We start from the raw sequence: 13,179 nt of genomic DNA on the forward strand, positions 1-13,179 counted from the left end.
CAATAATTTTACTAACGAAGTTCTTTAACAACTTTATATATATTATTTCTACCACCCTCAATTACCACAAAGAAATATATCCCAGTTGCGTAATTTTCGTCGAGAGAAACCTTATATGTTTTGTCCGAAAATTTCGTATTCAAAATCTGCTTTCCAAAAGCGTCATATATAGTTATAATTTTGTTTGAAGTAGAATTAAATTCCATAATTACATCTCCATTTGTTGGATTTGGAAATATATTAATTTCAGCATCATTAATAGCTGAAATGCCCGTCCAACCTACAGTATACAAAACAGACGTGCCATTGCAAGCATTGCTGTCTGTAACAAATACTGTATAGTCTCCATCCGTAAGTGGAGTATAATTTTGTGAAGTAGCATTATTTATAATACCATTATTCAAATACCATTGGTAAGTATAATAATTCCCCGTTTGCAAACTATTACTCACTTTCGTTATTACAGGAGCAGGATTGGCAAAAACAGTTATATTAATGGAATTAGAAGAATCCCCACAGCTGTTACTATCCTTTACTTTTACATAATAATTTCCTGAAGTTTTTACTATAATACTTTGTGTAGTATCCCTCGTATTCCACAAATAGCTTTTGAATTTTCCTATGCTTAATATTGCACTGTCACCTTCGCAGAAATGTGTGGGATTGCCTGATACTGTTGGAACAGGAAGCTGACTAATACTTAAGTTTAACGCAATAACAGAATCGCATCCCAAGTAATTTTTCAGAGTATCATAATATATTCCAGTGCTTGAAATATTAATTCCGCCAAAGTAATAAGTGTTCCCCTGACATATAGCTGCATGAATACTTGAGGAATTATTGGACAAGACACTCAAGTTCAATAGAACAACGGAATCACATCCCAGATAATTTTTTAAAGTATCATAATAGGTTCCTGTATTTGAAATATTTTTCCCGCCAAAAATATAAGTATTGCCTTGGCAAATGAAAGTATTAATTGCTGATGAGTTTGCAGGATTAGTATTGATTGTAACTGTATCATAGTTAGTACAACCTGTAATAGAATCAGTCGCTTTTAAATAATAATTGGTCGCCGATGAAGGCAGTACCAGCGGATTAGATACAGTACTATAATACCCAGTAGGAGAAGATGTCCAATTGTATAATATTCCAGAAGTTTTTAATAAGCCTATAGTTATATAGTTTCCAATGCAAATAGCAGTGTCTACTCCAGAAAATGCTGTTGGTAATGAATAAACTATGATAATAGTTTTTATTGTATCATTTGATGTTATCTCATCTTGAACTGCATTTGGCTTTACCGACCACACTACAATTTGAATACTTCCAGGTTTAGAGAAAAAATACGACCCAATTAATACACTTACAGAACTATCTTTTTTTATTTTTCCTTTCCATAAAATCCCTTTTTGCATCACCCCATCAACACTCCAGTAAATGCTATCGGATTTGAGGGTATCTATACCAAAATTTTTAAGCGTAATTTTAACGGTTCTATTTCCCGGGCAAAATGAATTTACGGGGTAAATAAGAGCTGTTGGCCCAGCATTATTTCTAGGGGCATAAGGAAATTTAGCCAAAAAGGCATCATTGTTTGATGAACCTATTGTTTGATATGCTCCCGAGGTAGCTATACCTGAATAACTAAAAGTATTTCCAGTTATATATATACTCCCCGAATCACCTTTTGATATCCCTGTTCCATTATCTAGTGCGGTTCCTCCATAATAGGTAGCCCATTTAAGTTTTGCGGCTCCTGAAAATTTAGAAACAAATGCATCATAATATCCAGCAAAATAAGTCTGATTAGCACCATACGTGGCAATCCCAGATGTACTTTTAGTGTTTCCTGTTATAAATATATTATTAGAGTCATCTGCGGCAATGTGTCCAGCTACATCATCACTTTTACCACCATAATAACTGCTCCATTTTCTATTTCCTGTATTTGAAAATTTTGCTATGAAAACGTCAGTTCCTCCAGCAATTGATTTTTGGTGTGAACCAAGAGTAGTAATCCCAGAACCACTTTCAGTATACCCAGTTATATATATATAATTTGAATCATCTATTGTAATACCGCTACTATACTCATTTTCACTTCCCCCAAAATAGGTACCCCAAATCCTATTTCCAGTATTTGAAAATTTTGTTATGTATGCATCGTATTTACCTGCAATAGAAGTTTGATAAACATTTGAAGTCGTAATATTAGTTTTGCTACTTGTATATCCAGTTATATATAAATAATTTGAATCATCAGTTGCTATATCGACGTTAAAATCAGGATTATCACTCCCATAATATGTAGCCCAAATAAGCACTCCATTTTTTGAAAACTTTGCGATAAAAGCATCTATATTGCCTCCATAAGAACTTTTGAACGCCCCTGTTGTTGCTATGTTCGAGTCGCTATATGTATATCCTACAATATATGTGTATCCTGAATCATCTGACAATACTGCTTGGCTGTAGTCATAATTTTCGCCTCCATAATATGTAGCCCAAATAAGATTACCTGTATCTGAAAATTTAGCAAGAAAGACCTCTTCTTTTCCCCTGCGTGAAAATTGATAACTACCTGAAGTAGCAATACCTGAATCGCTTATCGTATATCCAGTTACATATATATTATTTGAATCACCAATATCTATCCCATAACTATATTCATTGGATTTTCCACCATAATATGTAGCCCACATAAATTTCCCACCACTCGAAAACTTTGCAATAAAAACATCTATTTTACCAGCATTTAATATTTGAAATGCATTTGAACTACTTATTCCAGTTGTACAAAAAGTATTTCCGGTTATGTATGCAAATCCTGAATCGTTTATTGTTAAATTAAGAGCATAATCATTGTCTCCACTCCCCCCATAATACGTCCCCCAAACCAAACTCGGATCCACCACCAAAGTATTATGTTCTGTATTAATATTTTTGCCACTAAAAGATACAATTCCACCTTTCAATACATAATTAACCATAGGTTTTTCAGCAGTAGTATTTGTATAATATACAGCGGGAATAGTTTCGGTAAGTTCTCCTAAAGTACTTGTTATCTTTATAGTGTTGTCAAGTAATACAGGCATTGTGCCATTATACTTCAATTGTATATCATTGATGTTTCCGCCTGCTCTTATGATAAAATTATACTTAATAGAATTGGTGGTTTTACCATTAGCAATAAATTCAATATCTATATTATGCCAAACGTCTTTTAATATAGTTTTGGTATAGCCATATATATTGGTTACACCTTGTTCGCCTGTATATTCAGTATAATAGTTTTCGTAATAATCACTGCGGCCTTCTTTTATAATAATTGGGTGAGGATTGCCATTCATAAAATCTATATCAATTCTGTGGCTTTCAAATACTACACTGTCATTGATATGTTTGGTTTCAGTCCGCCGCAGCGGAATCGAATCCATCTCAAACATTTCATCTTTCTTTTGCTTTTGATAAGTTTTTGAAGAGACCAATTCATAACTCATGCCTTGGTCTTTAATAGCTAATGTAAATCCATTTGCAGAAAAAATCATCCTAACATCATTTCGCACTTTTCGGTTTTGGTCAACCACCTGTCCTTTGTTTTCATATAATAAAGCAGGTCTTTTTGAATGAATTTTTTCTACCTTTTGAGCAAGTGTGGAGGGGATTTGCAAAAAAAAGTATGATGCAGTTTAAATAAAGTTTTTTATACATTCAGGTTGTTTTGTGCTAAGCGAAGGTAATTGCAAAACATAACAATAGGATCAAAAAAACAAAAAAATATTGCAAAGCTAGAAAATACAAAAAAAATCGCTTAGTTTAACTATACCGAAACTCAATATATTATAGCCAAAAAAAGGGGGACTAATCCCCCTGCATCCCGATAATTATCGGGATTAAGCGGGGCTTTCGGGATGTAGTTCGGCATTGCCATTCTAAAAACTAAATCCGCCGCTGGCGGAGAACTATTATAGTTTAATAAATGGTATTAAATAGGGCTAAGCGGTTTTTCTTAAATTATATATAATGTATTATTCTATTTCCTTCACCTCTTCCACCACCACCACTTCTTCATCACTACTCCACTTACGTGGGCCTCCCATAATACGTTCACGCAGGCGTTCGTTAATTAAATACATGGCTGGAACTAATATAAGCGTGAGGAAAGTTGCAAAGCCAAGTCCATATATCATAGTCCATGATAAGGGACCCCAAAATGCTACCGAATCACCACCAAAGAATATATGTGGATTGCCATTGGAAAATAAAGTATAAAAATCAATATTAAGTCCAACTGCCAATGGCATTAAACCCAGTATAGTTGCAGAGGCAGTAAGTAACACAGGAGTCATACGGGTACGTCCTGCTTCTATCACTGCGGCTTTTAGTTCCCAACCTTGCTGCATCAGCATATCTGCAAACTCCACCAGCAAAATCCCATTTCGCACCACGATACCCGCCAGTGCTACAATTCCAATACCTGTCATGATTATAGAAATATCCATTCTAAATATAACAAAACCCAATAAAACACCAATGATAGAAAATAGGATTTCGGATAATATAATTAAGGGTTTTGTTACTGAATTAAATTGTAATACCAATATTAAAAATATTAGGCCCAAAGATATAAGCATGGCCCTGCCGAGGAATGAACCTGTTTCTTTTTGTTGCTCTTGCTCACCTCCAAATTGTACTACTATATTACTCGGTACTTTAAAACCTTTTAGTTTTTCTTGAACCACTGCCACTACTTCGTTTGGGTTGTATCCGTTTAATACATTACTACCCAAAGTAACTATGCGATTTTGATTTTTGCGATGTATAGCACCGTAGCCATGTGTATATTCTATTTTAGCTACCGATGCAAGAGGAACTTGTCTAATTGCTCCTTGCATATTCATGTCACGATACGTAATTTTCATATTGAGCATATCGTCCAAATTATCGCGGTCGTTTTCTTTCAATCGCAATACAATGGGATAGTCATCATTCTCGTCGCGGAACTTCGAAATTTCTGTTCCTGCAAGTGCTTTGCGAATTTCGTTTCCTATTTGGCCTGTATATAATCCTTCACGCAAGGCACGGTCGCGATCTACTTGTATTAGTATTTCGGGTTTGTTACTATTAAGGTCACTTTTTAATTCTTCCACACCACCAATTTTGCAGGAATCTAAATATTTTTTTAGACTACGTCCTGTGGCAGTGAGTTCTTTTAAATCGTCACCCATTATTTCTATACTAATAGGCTTGCCAGTAGGGGGGCCTGCTTTTTCTTGGTCGATCGTAATTTCTACACCAGGTATTCCTTTCACTTCACTTCGTACTTTATCTAAATAATCGGAGGTAGATTTACCGTTACGTTTTGCAAATTCTACAAATGCTATAGAAACTTTTGCTTTGTGCGAACCGGGCGATTGATCAGGGTCTCCGGGGTCATTGGCACCTATAGCTACATTGGATATAACAGATTCTACAATTCCACCGTCGTTTATTTCGTCGCCCACCACTTTCATTACTCGTTTCTCCACTATTTTAGTTAATGAGTCGGTATAGGTTACGTCACTGCCCACAGGAGTATTAATAAATACATTTACAAAATTGGGTTGGCCTTTAGGAAAAAATACAACTTTAAGTCCAGACATTCCTACTAGCATAAATGATAATATTAATAGTAGAAACGTGCCACCAAGCATTAATGCAGGGCGTTTGCCCTTAAGCACACGATTCAATAATCTCTCATAACTATTAATAACTTTTGGCCATACTTTTTCTTGGAAATTTTTGATAGTACTTTCCAAAACATAACGGTGAAATAGTACCAATAAATATATAACAACCATTAGATTTCCCATAAAGAAACTCCCTTGTATATATCCTATAAAAGCTAAAACAGCAAATAATATTAAACCATTTCTGCGGCTCTTTTTTCGTTTTGCTTTATCTACAAATTCTGCTCCATGTGGTTTCATAAATTGCACTGCAAATACAGGATTGAATATATAGGCCACCACCAATGATGCAAGCAAAGTTACTATTAAAGTAATAGGCAAATAGAACATGAATTTTCCTATAATACCCGTCCAGAACGCCAGTGGGATAAAGGGTGCAAGCATGGTGAGTGTACCCGCAAGTACAGGAACAAATACTTCACCCGCTGCATATTTTGCCGCTTTCACAATAGGGACTTTTCCATTATTAAATATACGGTGCGTGTTTTCAATTACCACAATTGCATCATCCACCACAATACCTAATGCCAATAAAAATGCAAACAGCACTATCATATTTAAGGAGAAACCAATACTGGGGAAAACTAAAAATGCAATAAAGCATGATAGCGGAACGGAGAGGCCAACAAATATAGCATTGGTAGCCCCCATAAAGAACATTAATATAAGGGTAACTAATATAAATCCTATTACAATGGTATTAATCAAATCGTGAAGTGTTACACGTGTTTGGCTCGATTGATCGCCTGTAATACTAACCTCTAATTCTTTGGGAAATTGTGTGTTTTTGAGATGTTCAACTATACCTCTAATCGTGTCGCTGGATTGTATTAAATTTTCACCAGCTTTTTTAATTACATTTAAAGTTACTACATTCTTTCCTTCCAGTCGTGCATAGCTTTCGCGTTCTTTATAAGTGTCTAGTATATCGGCAATATCTTTTAAATATATAGTAGCACCACTCATGGATCGTATAACAATATTCTCCATTTGTTTGGGGTCTATAAACTGACCTTTTACACTGATGGAACGATTAAGTTCGTCTGTTTTTAAATTGCCCGATGGTACTGTGGTATTTTCAAAACGTATGGCATTTTCTATATCCGTCATGGTAACATTGGCAGCTTGCATGCGGCTCAAGTCCATGTTGATATGAATCTCTCTGTCTAATGCTCCTACTATATCTACACGGGTAATTTGTGGTAGTGATTCTATGTGGTCTTTTATCTGGTCAGCATATTTTTTTAACTTGTTCAAGTCAAAATTACCTGCCAAATTTACATTCATAATAGGCTGTTCGCTAAAGTCGAATTCCTTTACAAAAGGTTCTTTTCGTGCAGGGTCGTTTGGCAATTCTTGTTCCGATAAATCAACCGCTTCTTTTACTTTTTGTTTGCACTCATCTGGTTTTTTATCCGTATTAAATTCTACTATTATAATAGATACATTTTGTATAGAAGTACTAGTTAATTTTTTTACGCCATTGATTGCTTTTAATTTTTTCTCAATGGGTTTTGTAATCAAGTTTTCTATATCAGTAGGCGAAGTTCCAGGAAATATAGTTTGTACCGAGATGGTTGGTACAACAATATCAGGGAATTTTTCCTTAGGCAAACCAATATAAGACATGATACCCGTAATAGTAAGGATAGCCGCTATTACAAATATGGTAGTTTTATTGTCTATACTCCAACTCGTGGGTTTAAATTCTTTTGTTAAATCTTTCATTATAATATATGTTAATGCTGATTTTAATATTTATATATTGATATTTTTTGTTATATAAAATATAATTTTAATGATATGGTTCCATTAACCATTAACCATTAATCCCGCCGCGGCGGGAACCATTATATATTATAGTTTTACTTCTTCTCCATCATTCAAATCTTGGTAGCCCGTAGTAATTAATTCGTCTCCCGGTTGTAGGCCCGATTTTACTTCAATTTTTCCGCTGTAGTTCATGCCTACAGTTACTATACGTTTGCGTGCGATAGTTTTCTTACCTTCATGCACCAATACAAATACATACGAACCTTCTTCATTGTTTTGTATAGTATTAATGGGTATTACTAAAGTTTTAGGATTTTCATAATCTATAATTTTTACAATGGCTACCATATTGGGTTGATAACTTGCCATATCGCCACTTAGGGTGCATTCTACATTAAAAGTACGCGACATGGGGTTTATTACTTTGCCACTGTATGATACTGTCGATTGGGTTTCTTTGTTAATATCGGGGAATACAATCAGCACATTATTGCCCTGTTTAATTTTACCTGAATAAGTTTCAGCTACATCAGCTTTTACTTTTAGTTTAGAATTATTTACAACGCGGAAGGCAGGGAAACCAGGTGATGCAAGCTGCCCTACTTTTGCAAATACTTCATCAAGCACACCCGTTACCAACGATTTTATTTTGAATGATTCGAGGTTCTCGTTTAAGGTAGCCTTACTTTTTTCTAAAGCTTCTTTATTATTCTTTGCTTGCAAAAATGCAATTTCACTTCCTATCTTTTGATCCCACAAATTCTTTTGTCTTTGAAAAACAGTAGTTGCCAATTCAAGTCTGTTATTTAATTCGGCCATTCCTGAGCGAAGATTTTGATCATCAAGTTGTGCCAGCACCTGACCCCTGCTCACCATGTCGCCTACCTTTACATATACCGCCGTAATAGTGCCAGGAGCTTTTGCGGTAATTGTTACATTCTCGTCAGCATCTACACGACCTTGTATTTCGAGGTAATGTTTAAATTCAATATTTTCTAATTTGGTTATTGAAATCAAGCGTGATTTATCATCTTTATTGGTAGTATCTAATTCGGCAATTTCTTTTTGTATTTTCGAAATATCATCAGCTACTTTTTTCTGAATTTTGACCAAACTATCAAGTGACTCTTTCTTTTGGTCTAAAGTGGTTTTACCGCCACCACAGCTTGCTACCAGACTTATTATAAGAATTGAGATAGCGAATAAAGATATATTTTTCATTGTATTTCTTGAGTTTTTCATTTGATTGATTTTATATATATAATGATTTTAGTTTATTTTCCCATTGCTTTTTTCAAATCCGATTTGGAGGTGAGTAATTCATATATAGCATTTAGATAACTTGTTTGTGCTGTTTTAAAATCGCTATCTGCCGTTTGCAATTCAAAACTATTAGCAATACCTTCTTTATATTTGATAGAAGTAGTATTATATATTTTCTCCGATAAGTCTCTACTTCTTTTTTGCAAATCGAGCATTTTAATAGCATTTTGATATTTACTTTTTGCAGCAAAATATTCAAGGTTCAAGGCATTTGAAAGATTAGCAGAATCGTTTTGTAATTTCCGCAATTGTATATTTGCTTGTGCTATTTTACTTTGTTTTTGGAAACCATCGAAAATCGGAACGCCTAGTCGCAGCCCAACCAAGGCAGAGGGAACCCAAGGAAGTTGTGGTGTAGATTTGAATAGATTATCATTATTTCGGTTCAATGCACTTTGCACAGAACCTATCAATACAAGATTGGGAAGATAACCATATTGGTAACGTTGTTTGTCGAGTGTATATAATACTTGTTGCTCTCTCAAAAGTTTATATTCTATCCTGCCCTGCACGCTAAAATCTGTATTGGCCATATCGCCCGCATCGGCGGTATATAGCTTTTCTAAGTTATCGGAAAGTGTAATTGGTTTTGTAACATCGAAACCCATTTGTAATTTGATAGCTTTATAGGCAATTTCTTTTGAGTTTTCTAAATTTGCTTTTGCTATTTGAAGATTGGAAAGAGTGAGTTCTAATTTGTCAACATCCAGCGATTCTACAAAACCATTTTTGTTCATTTGTTTCATTTCGAACAAAAGTTTTTCTATCCTCGTTAAGTTTTCGTTTACGAGCTTAATATTTTCCGTTAAAATTAAAGCGGCATAATATGCTTTTGTAATATTCGACTCAACATCAATTTCACTTTTGGCAACCAATTGCTGCGATAATATAGCTACTTCTCTCGAAGCTTTAAGCCCCACCAAATAGCCACCATCAAAAATAAGTTGGCTAGCATTAATAGCTGCTGTAATTTGGTGTGTGGTACCAAAGGTGAGTTTCAGATATTCATCAGGTTTTCCACCAAATACATTGGGAATAAAACTAGCAGGCAATTTTAAAAAGTCGTTCCATTGCACACTACCATTTACTTGCGGTAAGCCAACCGAAAGAATTTCTTTCACTTGTTCTTTCGATTTGTCAGCATCAAGTTTGGAGTTAAGCAGGGTGGGGTTGTGCTTTTTGCCATAATCAATAGCTTGTTGCAACGAGAAATTTTCTTCTGTCGACTGTGCCTGTATGGCGTTAAGCGATAAGTAGGTTAGCCCTAGTATGAGCAGTTTTTTCATAACTGTGTTGTTTTATTTTCTAAATATTTAATTCCTTTAGGCGTGCAAACACCCCTCAAATGATAATTAATGAATTCATGGTAAATGTCGTGGAAACTATACTCATCATCAGGGAACAATTCATTGTTTACGGTAAGCCCAATTATCTCCACATACAATCTGCAAATTATTTCAGTATTAAGGTCACTTCTATAATACCCCTCCGCTTTGCCGTTTTCCAAATTGGACTTTACCATTTTTGCTATAAAGCTTCTTTTATGTTGGTCGAATCTTTTCCAGCTATCATGATAATATTTTTTAAGATCATTTATAGTCATCGGATTCACATGTCTCATAGTTTGGTTCACCCGTTTTACGATACAAAGCACTTCGTCAATTGGGTTTTTTCTTTCAGCATGCAAATGACTAAAATACGCTTCCTCGCAACTAAAGGTGTGATCAACTGTTTGTTTTACCAAGTCCGATTTGTCTGAAAAATACTGGTACAAAGTTTTTTTACTAATACCCAATTCACGGCTCACATCATCCATAGTCGTGCTTTTTACGCCCACTTTCATGAAAATGGACTCTGCACCTTTCAGTATTTTATTTTTAGTATCTTTTTCCAAAACGTGGGGCAAAAAAATTTATAAATGTGTTTTCTCTTTTTGTGTATTTACGTGAACCGTAGTTACAAGTAAGCGAAATGTAAAAATTTACAACCCATCCAAATATTGATATTTTAGTATGATTATCAGACAATTAAAATTACCGCCATTGGGAAAGGCTTGGTATTATTGCTTTGCAAATGGATACTAGGGAAACAAAAGTAAGTAAAAAATGTTTCCTATGTTCCTGCATATTTAACTAAAGGCAAACTCTTTTTTTGGAAATTATTATAGTGAAGAAGTTTACCTTTGACCCGTGAATATAAGATTTTATGATAGCTTAAATTATATCAAGAAATATAATAGCCGTAGGATATGGAATCTTATACTAGTTTGGACAAGTTTTCATCTTTCTAAATTGTTCAAAAAATCTCTTCATTTGGGGATGCCAGTTAGTGCTTCCATCGAACCTACCACTTCTTGTAACTTGAGATGCCCTCAATGCCCTAGCGGTTTGCGTTCATTTTCTAGACCAACGGGTATGTTGCAAATGGATATGTTTCGAGATACCATTGATCAACTGGCACCTACACTTACTTACCTAATACTCTACTTTCAAGGTGAACCTTATTTGAATCCAGATTTTTTAGGTTTTGTAAATTACGCCCATCAGAAAAATATATATACAGCCACATCGTCCAATGCCCACCATATTTCGGAGAAGATGGCAGAAGAAACTGTAAAATCAGGCTTGGATCGGTTAATAATTTCGATTGATGGTGTCACTCAAGACACCTACAAAGAATATAGAGTAGGAGGTAGTTTGGACAAGGTATTACAGTCCACTCAAAACCTTTTGCAGTGGAAGAAAAAGTTAAAAAGTAAAACGCCACATATTATTTGGCAATTTATTGTTTTCAAACATAATGAACATCAGATTCCTGCATTTAAAGATTTGGCAAAAACTTATGGAGTTGATGACTGGGCAATTAAGACTGCACAAGTTTATGATTATGAAAACGGGAATGATTTGATACCAGACGATGGTCGTTATAGCCGCTATGAAGAGGTTCATACCAATGGTTTTTCCTTAAAAAATAAAATGTTGGATCATTGTTGGAGAATGTGGCAGGGCTGCGTTATTACTTGGGACGGTAAAGTAGTTCCCTGTTGCTTCGATAAAGATGCTGAGTTTAGGATGGGGAATTTAGAAAGTCAATCATTTGTAAAAATATGGAAAGGGGAGGCTTATAAAAATTTCAGGTCTAAAATCTTAGGAGGACGAAAAAATATTTCTATTTGCCAAAACTGTACCGAGGGTACCAAGGTGTGGGATTGATTATTTTGAATATCAGTTATATATAGGTCTTTGTTTAGAAATAATTATTTTTTTCTTTATACAGGCAACCAAAATCCCATTTTGCCTGTCGTGGATATTGAACGTAAATACTTAAAAACCGTTTAAAATACTTATATTTGAAGTCTAATTTTAGAAGAACTAATTTCACATGAGAAAAATTATACCCATACTGTTATTTGTTTTTAGCTTTACTCAAAGCTTGGAAACCAAAGCCACCCACGTAATGGGGGCTGATATCGAGTATACCTGCCGGAGCAAGGACACCTTCGATTTTATCGTACGTGTTTTCAAGGACTGCAAAGGTGTGAGCTTGTCAGCCATTGCAATGAACGTTATTGGGATTGGATGCTCATATACCTCAAGCTATACTATGACCCAAGTTTCCTGTCAGGATATTACCCCTGTATGTAAAAAGTCATGCTCCAAGTGCGACCGTACCAACTGCAATGCATACGGCTATCCCAACGGTTCCGATGCAAGTTGTTCGTTCCCGTACGGTGTTGAAAAATTGATATTCAAACAGACAGTAATTTTTCCAAAGAACAACACCTGCTGCAAATTCCGTGTGGAGTATTCTCAGTGCTGTCGGAACGGGGCCATCACCACCTGTTGTGCGGGCGATAATTTTTATTCCTATGCCGAGTTCAACCGCTGCATCACCCCCTGCAACAACTCGCCCACACTTACCAACGACCCCGTGGGTATGTACTGCGTGGGCAACTGCATCTGCTACAACAACGGTGCCCGCGACACTTCCAACTACGATTCCATTTCCTACCACATGGCACAGGCTCTTTCAGCCTTTGGCTCACCTGCTACTTACCAAGGTTCCTATACTTACCAGTACCCCTTGTACTATGATGGTTTCCCCTCGATAAAAAAATACAACGACAAGACTTGCAAGGGATGGCTCTTGGACTCCATCACTGGCGACCTTTGCTTCAAGCCGATGCAGCAGCAGGTGTCCGTTGTGGCCATCACCCTCAAAGAATGGCGTAAGGACTCCAACGGCAAGATGGTGAACATAGGTCTCACCCGCCGCGACATGCAGCTAATTATTGTGGCCAACTGTACCAACAAGGCACCGAGCCTTCCCGCGGCCACCCAAGTGGGCTGTG

At 35.8% G+C, this 13,179-nt stretch carries 7 protein-coding genes; 2 read left to right on the forward strand and 5 right to left on the reverse strand.

Annotated elements, in window-relative coordinates:
• Window positions 1-11: 11 nt before the first annotated feature.
• From SGJ10_14375 to SGJ10_14395, 5 genes are all read right to left on the reverse strand, one after another.
• A complete protein-coding gene (locus SGJ10_14375; GenBank protein MDZ4759310.1) occupies window positions 12-3,674 on the reverse strand; it encodes an SBBP repeat-containing protein in 3,663 nt (1,220 codons plus the stop codon).
• Between the two features lie 357 nt (window positions 3,675-4,031).
• Window positions 4,032-7,460 carry an efflux RND transporter permease subunit gene (locus SGJ10_14380; GenBank protein ID MDZ4759311.1) on the reverse strand — a complete coding sequence of 1,143 codons (3,429 nt, stop codon included), beginning with the start codon at window positions 7,458-7,460 and terminating at the stop codon, window positions 4,032-4,034.
• 129 nt (window positions 7,461-7,589) lie between these two features.
• A complete protein-coding gene (locus tag SGJ10_14385) occupies window positions 7,590-8,747 on the reverse strand; it encodes an efflux RND transporter periplasmic adaptor subunit (protein MDZ4759312.1) in 1,158 nt (385 codons plus the stop codon).
• A 32-nt stretch (window positions 8,748-8,779) separates the two neighbouring features.
• Window positions 8,780-10,114 (reverse strand): TolC family protein, encoded by a 1,335-nt coding sequence (locus tag SGJ10_14390; protein MDZ4759313.1) that lies wholly within the window; start codon window positions 10,112-10,114, stop codon window positions 8,780-8,782.
• Window positions 10,111-10,722, reverse strand: coding sequence for a TetR/AcrR family transcriptional regulator (locus SGJ10_14395; protein ID MDZ4759314.1), 612 nt, complete (start codon window positions 10,720-10,722; stop codon window positions 10,111-10,113). The genes SGJ10_14390 and SGJ10_14395 overlap by 4 nt, the downstream gene beginning before the upstream one ends.
• 295 nt (window positions 10,723-11,017) lie before the next feature.
• Between SGJ10_14395 and SGJ10_14400 the strand changes: the two genes are divergently transcribed.
• Together SGJ10_14400 and SGJ10_14405 are read left to right on the forward strand one after the other, a co-directional pair.
• Window positions 11,018-12,040, forward strand: a complete 1,023-nt coding sequence (locus tag SGJ10_14400; GenBank protein ID MDZ4759315.1) for a radical SAM/SPASM domain-containing protein — start codon at window positions 11,018-11,020, stop codon at window positions 12,038-12,040.
• A 169-nt stretch (window positions 12,041-12,209) separates the two neighbouring features.
• A partial coding sequence (locus SGJ10_14405) for a hypothetical protein (GenBank protein ID MDZ4759316.1) occupies window positions 12,210-13,179 on the forward strand: 970 nt, incomplete at its 3' end.

It is taken from the genome of Bacteroidota bacterium (assembly GCA_034439655.1).
Lineage (GTDB): Bacteria > Bacteroidota > Bacteroidia > UKL13-3 > UKL13-3 > CANJUD01.

What these genes read in the sequence shown, in the direction of transcription:
- SGJ10_14390 (MDZ4759313.1), bottom strand. Translation starts at nt 10,114, where the DNA reads ATGAAAAAACTGCTCATACTAGGGCTAACCTACTTATCGCTTAACGCC.
- SGJ10_14385 (MDZ4759312.1), bottom strand. Translation starts at nt 8,747, where the DNA reads ATGAAAAACTCAAGAAATACAATGAAAAATATATCTTTATTCGCTATC.
- SGJ10_14380 (MDZ4759311.1), bottom strand. Translation starts at nt 7,460, where the DNA reads ATGAAAGATTTAACAAAAGAATTTAAACCCACGAGTTGGAGTATAGAC.